This window comes from Hoylesella loescheii DSM 19665 = JCM 12249 = ATCC 15930, assembly GCF_000378085.1.
Classification (GTDB): domain Bacteria; phylum Bacteroidota; class Bacteroidia; order Bacteroidales; family Bacteroidaceae; genus Prevotella; species Prevotella loescheii.
On sequence record NZ_KB899212.1, the window covers coordinates 280,362 to 295,420 of the forward strand.

At 49.3% G+C, this 15,059-nt stretch carries 7 protein-coding genes; 6 read left to right on the top strand and 1 reads right to left on the bottom strand.

Annotated features, from left to right (window positions below; all coding sequences use genetic code 11):
• The first annotated feature begins 4 nt into the window (after positions 1-4).
• The 3 genes from F453_RS0104790 to lpxA all read left to right on the top strand — a co-directional run bounded on the left by F453_RS0104790 (position 5) and on the right by lpxA (position 5,757).
• Positions 5-3,274, top strand: coding sequence for an efflux RND transporter permease subunit (locus F453_RS0104790; protein WP_018966987.1), 3,270 nt, complete (start codon positions 5-7; stop codon positions 3,272-3,274).
• Positions 3,271-4,656 carry a TolC family protein gene (locus F453_RS0104795; RefSeq protein WP_018966988.1) on the top strand — a complete coding sequence of 462 codons (1,386 nt, stop codon included), beginning with the start codon at positions 3,271-3,273 and terminating at the stop codon, positions 4,654-4,656. Before F453_RS0104790 ends, F453_RS0104795 begins: the two co-directional genes overlap by 4 nt.
• Before the next feature lie 318 nt (positions 4,657-4,974).
• Positions 4,975-5,757, top strand: a complete 783-nt coding sequence (lpxA, locus tag F453_RS0104800) for an acyl-ACP--UDP-N-acetylglucosamine O-acyltransferase (RefSeq protein WP_018966989.1) — start codon at positions 4,975-4,977, stop codon at positions 5,755-5,757.
• 241 nt (positions 5,758-5,998) lie between these two features.
• Here the strand turns inward: lpxA and F453_RS14100 are convergent, their stop codons facing one another.
• Complete coding sequence (locus tag F453_RS14100) at positions 5,999-6,580, bottom strand: hypothetical protein (protein WP_018966990.1); 582 nt, start codon at positions 6,578-6,580, stop codon at positions 5,999-6,001.
• A 1,048-nt stretch (positions 6,581-7,628) separates the two neighbouring features.
• On the opposite strand from F453_RS14100, the gene F453_RS0104815 reads away from it, so the two are divergent.
• The 3 genes from F453_RS0104815 to F453_RS0104825 all read left to right on the top strand — a co-directional run bounded on the left by F453_RS0104815 (position 7,629) and on the right by F453_RS0104825 (position 14,556).
• A complete protein-coding gene (locus tag F453_RS0104815; RefSeq protein ID WP_018966991.1) occupies positions 7,629-10,325 on the top strand; it encodes a 4-alpha-glucanotransferase in 2,697 nt (898 codons plus the stop codon).
• A gap of 203 nt (positions 10,326-10,528) precedes the next feature.
• Positions 10,529-12,502 (top strand): type I pullulanase, encoded by a 1,974-nt coding sequence (gene pulA / locus F453_RS0104820; protein ID WP_018966992.1) that lies wholly within the window; start codon positions 10,529-10,531, stop codon positions 12,500-12,502.
• A gap of 197 nt (positions 12,503-12,699) precedes the next feature.
• On the top strand, positions 12,700-14,556 hold the full coding sequence (locus tag F453_RS0104825; protein WP_018966993.1) for a glycoside hydrolase family 13 protein: 1,857 nt from the start codon (positions 12,700-12,702) through the stop codon (positions 14,554-14,556).
• Positions 14,557-15,059 lie beyond the last annotated feature (503 nt).

Genomic DNA, 15,059 nt, shown 5'->3' on the forward strand with positions numbered 1-15,059 from the left:
GAATATGACATTTACAAGATTCATACAACGCCCAGTACTCTCCACGGTTATCTCCGTGTTTCTTGTGTTGCTGGGTTTAATCGGCATCGTGTCGCTGCCCATTGCGCAGTATCCCGACATTGCCCCACCCACCATTTCGGTGATGGCTTTTTATCAGGGAGCCGATGCCCAAACGGTCCTTAACTCCGTGGTGGTACCTCTTGAAGAGAGCATTAACGGTGTAGAGAACATGACCTACATGGAGAGTACTGCCACAAACGACGGTACGGCCATGATAACCATTTACTTTAAGCAGGGCGTTAACGCCGACATGGCTGCCGTGAACGTGCAAAACCGCGTGTCGCAGGCACAAGCGCTGCTGCCCGCAGAGGTTACGCAGGTGGGTGTTACCACCTCGAAACGGCAGACGAGTAACGTTGTGATGTATACCATCACGTCTTCCGACGGCCGTTACGACGAAAAGTTCATCACCAATTTCAACGAAATCAACATCCAACCAGCCATCAAACGTGTGCAGGGAGTGGGTAATGTGCAGTCGTTTAGCTCCGGTACGTACTCTATGCGTATATGGTTGCAGCCCGACAAGATGAAACAATACGGGCTGATGCCTAGCGACGTGGCTGCCGCACTTGCCGAACAGAACATTCAGGCAGCACCTGGCTCGTTTGGCGAGCAAAGCAATGTGGCTTTCGAATACGTGATGCGCTATAAGGGAAGGCTTAAAACGCCCGAAGAATACGGCAACATCATCATCAGCAACAATACCCAAGGCCAGACGCTTTACCTAAAAGACGTGGCTAAGATAGAGCTGGGTGCGCTGGGTTATTCTGTAATGATGAAGAACAACGGCCATCCCTCGGCGATGGGTATGGTACAACAGATTGCCGGTTCTAACGCCACACAGATTGCACAAGACGTGAAGAAGGTGCTTGAAGAGCAATCTAAAACCTTCCCTCCTGGGCTTGAATATAAGATAAACTACGACGTTACCGAGTTCCTTTTCGCCGCAATCGAAGAGGTGGTAATGACCTTGATCATTACCTTTGTGCTGGTGTTCCTTGTGGTTTACGTCTTCTTGCAAGACTTCCGCTCAACGCTCATCCCGCTTATTGCCGTGCCCGTGTCGCTCATTGGTACGTTCCTCTTCTTGTGGATGTTCGGTTTCTCCATCAACTTGCTAACGCTCTCGGCCTTGTTGCTGGCCATTGCCATTGTGGTAGACGATGCCATTGTGGTGGTTGAGGCTGTGCACGCCAAGCTAGACATGGGTTATAAGAGTTCGAAGGTGGCTGCCATCGATGCCATGAACGAGATTTCGGGTGCCATTATCTCCATTACGCTGGTTATGGCCTGTGTGTTTATCCCCGTATCGTTTATCAGTGGCACGTCGGGAACGTTCTATCGCGAGTTCGGTGTTACCATGGCCGTGTCTATTATCATATCGGCCATCAACGCCCTTACCCTTTCGCCCGCGCTTTGTGCCATCTTCTTGAAGCCCCACGCCGATGGCGAGCATGGCAAGAAAACCAGTTTTGTAGATCGTTTCCATGCGGGCTTCAATGTGGCTTTTAACAAGATGTTGGGTAAATATCGCAAGGGCGTAGAGAACATCATCAGGCATCGCATCGTTACTGGTATCGCCGTGTTGGTGGGTGTTGTGGTTTTGGTGTTCACTATGAGCACAACCAAGACGGGTCTTGTGCCTAACGAAGACACGGGAACGCTCTTCGTAACCATCTCGTTGCCACCAGCCACCAGCCAAGAGCACACACAAGAGGTGGTAAACCAAGTGGATGAGATGCTGGCTAACAACCCAATGATACAGAGTCGCGAACAAATTGTGGGCTACAACTTCATCGCAGGCCAAGGTTCCGACCAAGCCACGTTCGTGCTTAAGCTCAAACCGTTTGAAGAACGTACAGGTGGATTCTTCTATAAGCTTGCTGGATTGTGGGAGGGCGACGGCATTATGCGTTTCTTTATCGATGTTCGCAGTTCTAACATGATTCTTGGCACCATTTATAAGCAGATTTCCAGCATCAAGGGTGCACAGATCATCGCATTCGGTGCGCCGATGATTCCTGGCTACGGACTTGCCAACAGTGTTACGTTCACCATGCAGGATAAGACGGGCGGAAGCCTCGACCACTTCTTTAAGGTGACGCAAGACTATCTGAAGGAGCTGAACCAACGCCCTGAAGTGATGAACGCCATGACCACTTACAACCCCAACTACCCGCAATATTTGGTAGACGTGGATGTGGCCAAGTGTAAGCAGAGTGGCATTAGTCCGCGCGTGGTGCTCTCAACGTTGCAAGGTTACTATGGCGGTATGTACGCATCCAACTTCAATAGCTTTGGTAAGCTCTACCGCGTAATGATTCAAGGCGACGTTGCCAGTCGTATGAAACCAAGCGACATCACCAATATCTACGTGCGTACAGCACAAGGCATGGTGCCCGTAAGCGAATATTGCACGCTCAAACGTGTGTATGGACCCTCTAATGTGCGACGTTTCAACCTCTTCACCAGCATCAACATCAACGTAACACCTGCCGACGGATACTCCTCGGGAGAAGTTATCAAGGCCATAGAAGAGGTTGCTGCGCAGAATTTACCTACAGGTTACGGCTACGACTTCTCAGGTTTGACGCGTTCGGAGCACGAACAATCCAACACCACGGCTATTATTTTCGCCCTCTGTTTGGTGTTCGTCTACCTCATTCTCTCGGCTCAATACGAGAGTTATCTGCTTCCCTTGTCGGTAATCCTTTCGTTGCCGTTCGGCTTGGCGGGTGCGTTCATCTTTACGCAGCTATTTGGTCATCAGAACGACATTTACATGCAGATTGCCCTCATTATGCTTATCGGACTCTTGGCAAAGAACGCCATCCTTATCGTTGAGTTCGCTTTGGAACGCCGACGCACGGGTATGGCCATCAAGTACAGTGCCATCTTGGGTGCGGCCTCCCGTCTGCGACCCATCTTGATGACAGGTTTGGCCATGGTTATCGGTCTTCTACCCATGATGTTTGCTAGCGGTGTGGGCAAGAACGGAAACCAAACGCTGGGTGCGGCAGCCGTTGGCGGTATGCTCATCGGTATGATTTTGCAGATATTTGTTGTGCCCGCGCTCTTCGTTATCTTCCAACACCTGCAAGAGAAGTTCAGTCCCTTGGAGTTTGGCGACGAAGAAAACCGCGAGGTAAAGAGCGAGTTGAAACAGTATGCACGCCAAATGGCGATAGAAAAAGACGTGAAAGCAAAACAATGAAGATAAAGAATTTCATCCTCCTGGCACTTGCAGCCCTTGCCCTAACGGGCTGCAAGAGCCTCTATGGCAAGTACGAACGCCCCGCGGTTAACGCCAAAGGGGTGGTTCGTTCGCCCCTTTCAGACACCGATACGCTGGCCGTTACCGATACGGCTAGCTTCGGAAACCTGCCTTGGCGCAGCGTGTTTACCGACCCACAATTGCAGTCGCACATCGCCACGGCACTCGAACACAACTACGACTTGCTTAATGCGGCCCTCAATGTACAGATGGCCGAGGCGCAATTAAAGTCGGCCCGACTGGCCTTCTTGCCCTCGTTCGCCTTCACACCGCAGGGAACCATCAGTTCGTGGGACGGCAATGCAGCCGTTAAAACCTACTCGCTGCCCGTGTCGGCAAGTTGGACCATCGACCTCTTTGGCACGCTTCTCTCCGCCAAACGCAGTTCGCAGATGGCCCTGTTGGGCATGAAAGACTATCAGTTAGCTACGCGTACAAGGCTCGTGGCAAATGTAGCCAACCTCTATTACACGTTGCTGATGCTCGATAAGGAGCTGGAACTGATAGACGAAATGGAGGTTTTGGCTAAGGATACGTGGGAAACCATGAAGCTGCAAAAGGAATATGGCAACGTTCGTTCTACGGGTGTGCAGAGTGCCGAGAGCAATTACTACTCGGTTCAGGCACAAAAGGTGGGACTGAAACGTCAGTTGCGCGAGTCGGAAAACGCCCTGTCGCTACTGTTGGGTCAGGCTGCCGGCACCATTGCTCGCGGCAAATTCGAAGGTCAGAGCTTGCCAACCAACTTCTCAACGGGTATTGCCTTGCAGATGCTTAACAATCGCCCCGACGTGCATGCTGCCGAAATGAGTCTTGCGCAATGCTTCTACAACGTGCAAACGGCCCGTAGTCGCTTCTATCCAACGCTTACGCTTAGCGCTCAAGGCGGTTATACCAACAGCGGTGGCATGGGTATCACCAACCCCGCAAAGCTGTTGCTTTCGGCTGTGGGTAGTTTGGTGCAACCCATTTTCCAACGCGGGCAAATCGTTGCAGGCCTTAAAGTGGCCAAGATACAATACGAACGCGCATACAATACTTGGCAACAAGCGGTGCTAAGTGCAGGCAACGAGGTGAGCAACGCCTTGGTATTGTACAACGCTTCGGCCGAAAAAAGCGAGATTGAGGCTAAGCAAATCGTTACGCTTCGTCAGAACGTAGAAGATACCAAGATGCTTCTCACCGAGAGTCGAGGCAGCTACCTCGAAGTGATTACCGCCCAACAAACCCTGCTGCAAGTAGAACTCTCAAAGGTTCAAGACGACTTCTACAAGATGCAAGCCGTTGTAAACCTCTACATGGCATTGGGAGGCGGAAAGTAGGGACGTGAAAATTTAAGTTTGTGAGTTTTGAGTTTGTAAGTTCATGACTTCTTTTGAGATGACGGATATTAGAATATAGAACAGTTCGATAATGCCTCATGGGCATTTGCGATTGTTCTGATTGCAGGGTAGGCAAACCTGATTGTCGGTGCGTTTACAAGTTAAACCTTACGCAGGCAAACATCGCCACCTCGGCTGTTTACCAACATCCAGCACAAAAACTCATAAACTTACAAACTCAAAACTCAAAAACTCAAAATAACTCATCAACTCAAAAACTCCCAAGCCCATAAACTCATCAACTCAAAAACTCATATTATGTCAAGCGATATAAGTTCAAGAGCAGAGGTGTCGCCACGTGCCAAGATAGGCGACAACTGCAAAATTTACCCCTTCGTCTATATAGAAGACGATGTGGAGATAGGCGACAACTGTGTTATCTACCCCTTCGTGAGCATACTTAACGGCACACGAATGGGCAATGGCAACACTGTTTATCAATGTTCGGTATTGGGAGCGCTGCCCCAAGACTTCAATTTCGTGGGCGAAAGGTCGTTCCTCATCATCGGCAACGACAATACCATTCGCGAAAACGTGGTTATCAACCGCGCCACTCACGAGGGTTGTAAAACCGTTATCGGCAATCACAACTTCCTGATGGAGGGTGCACACATCTCGCACGATACGCAGGTGGGCAACGATTGTGTGTTTGGCTACGGCACCAAGATTGCAGGCGACTGCGTAATTGGCAACGGCGTGATATTCTCTACGGGTGTTATCGAGAATGCCAAGACGCGTGTTGGTGACCGCGCCATGATTCAAGCGGGCACCACTTTCTCGAAAGACGTGCCCCCTTATATCATCCTTGGCGGCAAACCGCTGGCTTACGGCGGTGTAAACTCCGTGATGTTGAAAGCCGATGGCGTAGATCCGAAGAACATTAAGCACATCGCTAACGCCTACCGATTGGTGTTCCACGGACAAACAAGCGTGTTCGACTCGGTGCTCCAGGTGAAAGAACAAGTGCCCGATGGTCCTGAAATACGCAATCTCGTGCAGTTTATCGAGGCCACAGAGGGTGGTATCGTCACCAAGATGTAGGTTTTCTTGGGTTCGTTCACACCTTTTTAATATTGCAACTTAGCTACTTGCAAGTTGCGAAACACAACTTAAAGGCCATGGCTATACTCATAAAAGGTATGGCCATGGCCTTTAAGAATAGATGGAGAAGAATTGACGGCATGTGGGCTTGGTGTGGTAAGTGACCCTCAATCCAATAATTAGAGTAATTTTAAGTGGCTAGATTATTCTGTCTGTGGCATACAAAATAAAACGAAGGAAGTTAATTGTATATCTCGGCTAGCTTAAATAGTGAGTATAAGGAGGGTAGATCGTTGTTCTTAATATAATCTAGCACCTTCGGGCTGTCTGAAAAATAATCGAGCAAAAACTCTTTTTTCAAACTGCCGAAAAAGGTCGTCGGAACCGACGTGGGTATGCTTTCACCCTCTTTCCATAGAAGAGTTTCTGAAGAATTTCGAATGTTTACGGCTATGGTACCTTGCTTGGTAACCTGGAATCCAGCGTCGCCTACGTCCCATATACCAAGTCGCTTGCTACCACCAGAGTATAAGGCCCAGTAGGGTTTCGATTGGATTTTATCCTTACCCCCTTTCTTCCACGTTATGTATTTCAGCACAAAACCATGTTGGGCGTCTTGTTTGCGGTGATAAACGACTAAGTAGTCTACTTCGTCTGATTTAATTACGCGCTTTTCGCCTTCAACCTTGATGGTGAATTTTTTGAAAGTAGAGTTCTTGGGTATAGTGAATTCGGCATCGCGAATTTGCGTTCCGTCTTTCAGATAAACATCGCAGGCTGCGCGATAGGTTAATATGGCGATGGCAGATACTTTGATCGGCATCAGAATTAATGAGGCAAATAACAGAACGAATGCTGTCAAAAAACTTTTTTTATTCATGTTTATATGTGTTAGATTTTCGATGTTTGTTTTGCCGTTGCGAAAGGTGAACTGCCCACGATGATGTGCTCGCTTACGGGATTCCATAAGTGTACGGCAAGGCATGATATGGTGGTTTTGCCGTCACCCAAGCCGACACAGGCATTGAATGCACTCTTCAGAGCACTTAGTGAAAGGTTGGAAATGACGAAAAAACAAGTGAATTAAACCTTACATGTATAATCGTCTAATAGAATTCTTTGCTATAGTCTAAGGTGCTGAAGTTCTTCATTCTTCTGCAAAATTAATAATTCTTTTCATGGGGACATTATTTTTACAGAAAAATATTATGTGGGTAGAAATATTTTTACATGTGATAGGCATAGGAGCCATCTTGACTTTTAAAACCCTTCAAGCTGAGAGGAGGGTTATTCTCTTATGCTAAACCAAGATAAAATACGATCTCTCATGTATGAAGTACTGGACAAAGATACAATAGAATTTGAGATCCTACCCTTCCAGCAAACGAATCGCTAAGTGGTAGTTAGCGCAACATCTTTCGCATGTATATATGCTATTATAAGTTGCTTCTTATCCCGAATTCACGTGATTTCTTAGCCTTCTTAATGCCATTATTTCTCAATTGCGTCGTACAAAGCCGTTTGTACTGTCACTACAAGCCGTTTGTACTGCCACTACAAGCCTTTTGTAGCCCCACTACAAAGCACTTGTAGTGTCACTACAAAGCAGTTGTAGCCGGGCTACAAGTGGCTTGTAGCATTTCGCCTTGCCAAAAAGCCCATTGCAAGGGGGTGTCATTCGTGTGGCCGAAGTTAGTGTAAGTGCGCGTTATCTATAGCAAACGATAGCTTATTGACTATTTGCAAATTAGCCCTGATTTTAGCTTCGCGCAATCGTTTGCATCGCCAAGATAAACATTTCCCTCTTTTAGGGGTGAATCCCTTACGAATTAATGCCTAACTTTACGCCAAGTTTACTAACCCCTGAGTCTATGAATTTATATTTCAATATCGATTACCAGACCGTCTTCGGAGAAGAATTGGTGCTGAACATTGTTACTAACAACGGTAAGGGCGAATGCCAAACAACGCAATATCGTATGAATACGATCGACGGATTGCGCTGGAACTGTTGTATAAACAAGTTGCCCGACGCTTGCCAAAACGCCGTGGAGTACTTCTATTGTGTAGATATCGCTGGCGTAACGAAGCGTCAGGAGTGGACGTTACATCCCCATCGCTTGGGCCTTGGCGCGCTTAAAGCAAAAGCCTACCACGTTTACGACCAGTGGAATGCCATCCCCGAAGATGCTTACCAATACACTTCGGCCTTCACCCAATGTCTTAAGCGCCGCGACATTCAGGCCTTGCCCGCATCTGATTACGAGCGGACGCTGCGTTTGGTGGTGCGTGCGCCACAGCTTCGAAGCTCTCAACGCCTCGTGTTGGTGGGCGACGACATCGCGCTTGGTGCGTGGTCGCTTGGCAGGGCCTTGCCCATGACGGAGATAAACGACAGCGAATGGGCCATAGACCTCAACCTCAGCGAGTTGAAAGGCGAAGAAATAGCCGTGAAGTTCGTGGCTATTGATGCCGATAAGCGCGTTGCACCGCTTTGGGAGACGGGTTATAACCGCGAATTACAGTTGCCGCTGGTTGGCATGAACGAAGCTTGTGTCTACCAATTGCACCAAGCTTTCTTCGAACTTTGGGACGAACGCTTTGCCGGAACGCTTGTACCCGTATTCTCGTTGCGCACCAAACGCAGCTTCGGTGTGGGCGACTTTGGCGACCTCAAGGCCATGATCGACTTTGTGGCGCATACCAACCAACGCGTGTTGCAGGTGTTGCCCATCAACGATAGCACCACAACACACACCTGGACCGACTCTTATCCATATAGCTGCATCAGCATTTTCGCCCTTCATCCGCAGTATGTAGACCTCAATGCGCTGCCGCTATTGAAGAGCGAAGACGACCGCATGGCCTTCGAAGCTTTGCGACAAGAGCTTAATGCGCTATCGCAAATAGACTACGAGCGTGTGAACAACGCCAAAACGGCTTATCTCAAACTGCTGTTTGAGCAAGAAGGCAAGGAGATGATGAAGAGCAGCGAGTTCAAAAAATTCTTTGAAGAAGAGGCTTATTGGTTAGTACCCTACGCCCAATATTGCCACCTTCGCGACCTCTACGGCACTGCCGATTTCACCCAATGGCCCGATCACAACACTTGGGACGAGGCCGAACGCAAACCACTCTCTACGTCTACAACCAAGGCTTATAAGGAGGTGGCCTTCCATTACTTCGTTCAGTATCTGCTTTACACCCAAATGCGCCATGCCCACGAACATGCTCGCGCCAAGGGTGTGATACTGAAAGGCGACATCCCCATTGGTGTAAACCGCCATGGTTGCGACGTGTGGACCGAACCACATTACTTTAACCTCAACGGACAAGCAGGCGCGCCGCCCGACGATTTCTCGGTTAAAGGGCAGAATTGGGGTTTCCCAACCTACAACTGGGACGAGATGTTGCGCGACGATTGCGCCTGGTGGGTGCGTCGTTTCCAAAACATGGCGAAGTTCTTTGATGCCTATCGCATCGACCACGTACTGGGTTTCTTCCGCATTTGGGAAATTCCCGTGTCGTGTGTAGATGGCTTGTTGGGTCAGTTTTCGCCCTCGTTGGGCATGAGTCGCGAGGAAATAGAGGCCTACGGACTGCCTTTCAACGAAGAGGCGTTTACCCGTCCGTTTATCAGCGATTGGGTTCTCGACCGCATGTTTGGCGAGAACGCTGCCCAAGTGAAGGCTACCTATTTGCAGCCACTGCACGACGACATCTGGGAATTGCGTCCCGAGTTCGACACGCAGCGTAAGATTGAACAAGCCTTTGAGGGTAAGAACGAGGAAACCGACCGCTGGTTGCGCGATGGATTGTATGCCTTGGTAAGCGATGTGCTTTTCGTTCGCGACCGTAAAGACCCCTCTAAGTTCCATCCGCGCATCTCCGTTCAGCACGATTTTGTGTACGAGGCGCTTTGGGATAAAGACAAGGCCGTGTTTAACCGCATATACAACGACTACTATTATCGCCGCAACAACCAGTTCTGGTACCACGAGGCGATGAAGAAACTGCCCAAGTTGGTAGAGGCTACACGCATGCTTGTATGTGCCGAAGATCTTGGTATGGTGCCCGATTGCGTGGCGTGGGTGATGGACGAGCTACGCATTCTGTCGCTCGAAGTGCAGTCTATGCCCAAAGATCCACGTGTGCGCTTCGGCAATCTCTCTGCTTTCCCCTACCGTTCGGTAAACACCTTCAGCAGTCACGACATGCCAACGCTTCGCCAATGGTGGGACGAGAACTGGGAACGAACCCAAGAATACTATAACACGATGCTCTATAAGGGTGGTCCTGCACCACATCCGCTCTCGGGATTGTTGGCTCGCGACATCGTGTTGCGCCAGCTTATGTCGCCCTCAATGCTGTGTATTCTCAGCATACAAGACTGGTTGGCCACCGACGACGCGTTGCGTTTGCCCGACGCCGACGCCGAACGCATCAACATTCCAGCCAACCCACGTCACTATTGGCGTTATCGTATGCACCTCAATATTGAAGACTTGATGGTCAATACGCCTTTCTGCGCGGCCGTTAGGGATATGGTTCAACAAAGTGGACGATGAAAAAGGGAAAAGTTGAAAGGGTGAAAGGATGAAAAGTTGAAAGGGTGAAAAGGTGAAAAGATGAAAGAGTGGAAGGGTGAAAAGATGGCTTCGCCTCTTAACTTGTCTACTCGTTAACTTGTCAACTTATTCACTCGTTAACTCATCCATTCATTCTCCTGTCACCTCGTCGGCTTGTTAAGAATAAAATAAAAAGCAACGAAATGGACATAAAAGGATTGATCATGGCTGCCTTGTTTGTTTGCGCCCAAGGGCTTGAAGCACGTGCGCAAGACATGAACGAGATGACTTACTCGCCCCGCGAGACGGTGTTTAAGCTTCACGCACCTACGAACGCAAAGCGCGTGTTGGTAAAGATTTACGCCGAAGGGCAGGGTGGGCAGCCTTTGCAAACCTTGCGAATGAAACCCGCAGGCAAAGATAGGTGGAGCGTTACGGCAAAAAGCGACCTCAAAGGACGTTTTTATACCTTCGACATCCCTGCCTTTAACCAAGGCGAAACGCCTGGTATCTTCGCCAAGGCAGTGGGTGTAAACGGTAGGCGAGCAGCCATCGTAGATCTCGATGAGACAAATCCCGAGGGATGGAATGCCGACAAACGCCCGCCGTTGGCTTCGCCTGCCGACCTCGTTATCTACGAGCTTCACCATCGCGATTTCTCCATTCACCCCTCGTCGGGCATCAAGAACAAGGGTAAATTCCTTGCTCTAACCGAAGAGAAGGCCATCAACCACCTGCGCCAACTAGGCATTAATGCCGTGCATATTCTGCCTTCGTTCGACTATGCTTCGGTAGACGAAACGCGACTAGACAAACCGCAGTATAATTGGGGCTACGATCCGCTGAACTATAACGTGCCCGAAGGCTCGTACAGCACCGATCCCTATCGCCCCGAAGTGCGCATACGCGAGTTTAAACAGATGGTGCAAGCGCTGCATAAGGCTGGCATTCGCGTTATTCTCGACGTGGTTTACAACCACACCTACGACCTTTCGGGCAGTGCATTTCAACGCACCTGGCCCGACTACTTCTACCGTAAACGTGCCGATGGAACGTATTCCGACGGGTCGGGCTGTGGCAACGAAACGGCCAGCGAACAGCCCCTGATGCGCCAGTTTATGATAGAATCGATGAAGCATTGGGTGAAAGAGTACCACATCGACGGGTTTCGCGTAGACCTCATGGGTATTCACGACATCGAAACGATGAACCTCATTCAGGCCGAAATGCAAAAGATAGACCCCTCCATATATATATATGGTGAGGGATGGAGTGCAGGTACGTGCGCCTATCCGCAAGAAAAACTGGCCATGAAAGCCAACACGGGGCAGATGCCGGGCATCGGAGCGTTTAGCGATGAGATGCGCGATGCCCTGCGTGGACCTTTCTCCGACGACCACAAACCTGCTTTCTTGGCCGCTCTCGACGGTAACGAAGAAAGCTTGAAATTCGGTATTGTGGGCGCTATCGCTCATCCACAGGTAGACATGAGTCAAGTAAATTACAGTAAAAAGCCATGGGCCAACCAGCCAACGCAGATGATAAGCTACGTTAGTTGTCACGACGACATGTGCCTAACCGACCGCATACGCAACTCGATACCTGGCATAACCACTGCCGAAGTGATAAAACTCGACCTCTTGGCACAAACGTTTGTGTTCACGTCGCAAGGTGTTCCGTTCATGCTTTGTGGTGAAGAGATGCTTCGCGATAAAAAAGGCGTGCACAATAGTTTTTGCTCGCCCGACTCAATTAATGAGCTTAACTGGACCAACCTCGAACGTTATCCGCAGGTGTTTGCCTATTACAAGGGGCTTATTGCCTTGCGCAAGGCTCATCCCGCGTTTCGTTTGGGCAACGCCGAACTGGTGCGTAAGCATCTCGAATTTATCGATGCACCTGCCAAAGTGGTGGCTTACCGCCTGAAAGACCATGCTGGAGGCGATGCCGCAAAAGATATCGTGGTGCTACTTAACGCCAATCGCGAGGCACAAGTGGTGGATATTCCGCAGGGCGAATACCGTGTTGTGGTGTGCGATGGTGTAGTAAACGAATCCGGATTGGGCACTATGAAGGGTGGAAAAGCCACCGTCGATGCACAGTCGGCATTGATATTGATGAGCGGTCTCACACCCAACTCCTCTCCAAAGGGAGAGGGGAGTGATATGCCTAGCTGATTAAAGGTGAAAAGATGAAAAGGTGAAAAATGGCTGATGACACCTATACATTTGGTTTGACTCCATAACTCCTTACTCCTTTACTGCTCCCCAGAAGGCATTTGGTTTAACTCCATAACTCCTTACTCCTTTACTACTCACCAGAAGACATTTGGCTTAACTCCTTAACTCCATAACTCTTTAACTCCTAAAAAAGAATGAAGAAAATGCTTTTGGCCCTTACGCTGTTCTCGTTGACGGCATCGGCTGCCGTAAAGGTGAAGAGAATAGACCCCACCAACTGGTTTGTGGGTATGAAAGATCCCTCGTTACAACTGATGGTTTACGGCGAGGGCATACGCAATGCCAATGTTTCCACTACTTACCCCGGTGTGAAAATAACCAGCGTAGAGCGTATGGATAGCCCCAATTACCTCTTGGTTTACCTCAACGTTGGTGATGCCAAGGCGGGTAATGTGCCGTTGATGTTCACACAAGGAAAGCAGAAAACCATTGTGAACTACGAGCTTAAAGCGCGCGATAAGCAAGGTGAAGAACGCATGGGATTTACCAATGCCGACGTGCTTTACATGTTCATGCCCGACCGCTTTGCAGCGAGCGGCACTAAAAAGCATCCCATGCCTGGCCTAAACGCCTATCGTGTAGACCGCTCGCAGCCCAGTTTGCGGCACGGCGGCGACCTCGAAGGTATTCGCCAACATCTAGATTACTTCAATCAGTTGGGCGTTACGGCCCTGTGGTTTACGCCAGTGTTGGAGAATAACACGCCCGACGACAAGACACAAAGCACTTATCACGGTTATGCCACAACCGACTATTATCGCGTTGACCCGCGTTTTGGCACCAACGACGATTATCGCAGACTCATAGACGAGGCACACAGCAAGGGCTTGAAAGTGGTAATGGACATGATTTTCAATCATTGTGGCATCACACACCCATGGATTAAGGACATGCCTTCACGTAATTGGTTCAATCGACCCGATTATAAAAACAACTATTTGCAAACCAGCTACAAGCTGACACCTGCACTCGATCCCTACGCTTCGGAAGTGGATATGGACGAAACGGTTGATGGATGGTTCGTGCCTTCTATGCCCGACCTTAACCAACGCAACCCCCACGTGCTGCGTTACCTTATCCAGAACAGCATTTGGTGGATTGAAACGGTGGGCATCGACGGCATCAGGATGGACACTTACCCGTATGCCGACCGCGAAGCGATGGCACAATGGATGGACAGACTTAACAAAGAGTACCCCAACTTCAACACTGTGGGCGAGACATGGGTTACAGAACCCGCCTACACGGCAGCTTGGCAAAAAGACTCGAAGCTCTCTAACATCAACAGCAACCTTAAATCGGTGATGGATTTCGCTTTCTTCGAGCGCATCAATCAGGCTAAGAACGAAGAGACCGATGGTTGGTGGAACGGTCTGAATAGGGTGTACAACGGTCTGTGTTACGATTATCTGTACCCCAATCCCTCGTCGGTGATGGCTTTTATAGAGAACCACGACACCGACCGTTTTCTCGGAAACGGCAACGATACCTTAGCGCTAAAACAGGCCTTAGCCCTTTTGCTCACCATGAATCGTATTCCGCAGCTGTACTATGGCACAGAGATATTGATGAATGGAACGAAAGAAAAGACCGATGGACATGTGCGTAAGGACTTCCCCGGCGGTTTTCCTGGCGACAAGCAAAACGCCTTTACAGCCGAGGGAAGAACCAAAGAGCAAAACGCGATGTTCTCTTGGCTGAGCCGTCTGTTGCATTGGCGTAAGGGCAACGAGGTGATTTCTAAGGGCAAGCAGACCCATTTCATCCCCTTTAATGGCGTCTACGTGTTGGCGCGAACCCTCGAAGGTCGCCACGTTCTCACCGTAATGAACGGCACATCAAAGCCCGCTACCATGCCCGTAGCTCGTTATGCCGAGGTGATTGGCGATGCAGATGAAGTGCGCGACGTACTTACGGGACGCACAATAAGTCTGCAAGACGACGTACAACTCAATCCCCGCGAGACATTGGTGTTGGAGTGGAGCGAATGAAAGACAAAACTTGAACCGATAAATGGTTTGGCAAGCTTGCATAAACGGCGATGCCTATCCGAGTGAGAGCCATTGTTGGTTCTACTAACGACAACATCCTGAGAACACACCCTGTAAACGAACGGTCCCTCGCGCGCGCGTATATATAATAATGTGTACGTGCGTTCTACGGAAGAAAAGACGAACGTTTGCAGGGCGTGTTCTTACGTCTTGAATTGTGGTTAATGGCAAAGCGCAATCCCTTTAGAAAGGTATTAGATGGTGTTTAACGGCATATTGGTGAGTAACATGCAGCTTGTACTGTTGTTCCAGTTGATATGTAACCCTGTTACATATCAACTGGAACAACGTTACATATAACAAGTAACAGGGGTACAGCTTACATATAATCCAACGGGAAGTGTGAAAACGCAGTTCTAACCCTTATTTGGCGTGTTGCAAATAGGGCTTTTAAAGAATGCGTGATTTGATTGTAGGTGGCGTGGACCTTGATTAATACGGAT

Excerpts from the sequence above, each read along its gene's own strand:
- F453_RS0104790 (WP_018966987.1), top strand. The coding sequence starts at position 5 with ATGACATTTACAAGATTCATACAACGCCCAGTACTCTCCACGGTTATC.
- F453_RS0104795 (WP_018966988.1), top strand. The coding sequence starts at position 3,271 with ATGAAGATAAAGAATTTCATCCTCCTGGCACTTGCAGCCCTTGCCCTA.
- lpxA (WP_018966989.1), top strand. The coding sequence starts at position 4,975 with ATGTCAAGCGATATAAGTTCAAGAGCAGAGGTGTCGCCACGTGCCAAG.
- F453_RS14100 (WP_018966990.1), bottom strand. The coding sequence starts at position 6,580 with ATGCCGATCAAAGTATCTGCCATCGCCATATTAACCTATCGCGCAGCC.
- F453_RS0104815 (WP_018966991.1), top strand. The coding sequence starts at position 7,629 with ATGAATTTATATTTCAATATCGATTACCAGACCGTCTTCGGAGAAGAA.
- pulA (WP_018966992.1), top strand. The coding sequence starts at position 10,529 with ATGGACATAAAAGGATTGATCATGGCTGCCTTGTTTGTTTGCGCCCAA.
- F453_RS0104825 (WP_018966993.1), top strand. The coding sequence starts at position 12,700 with ATGAAGAAAATGCTTTTGGCCCTTACGCTGTTCTCGTTGACGGCATCG.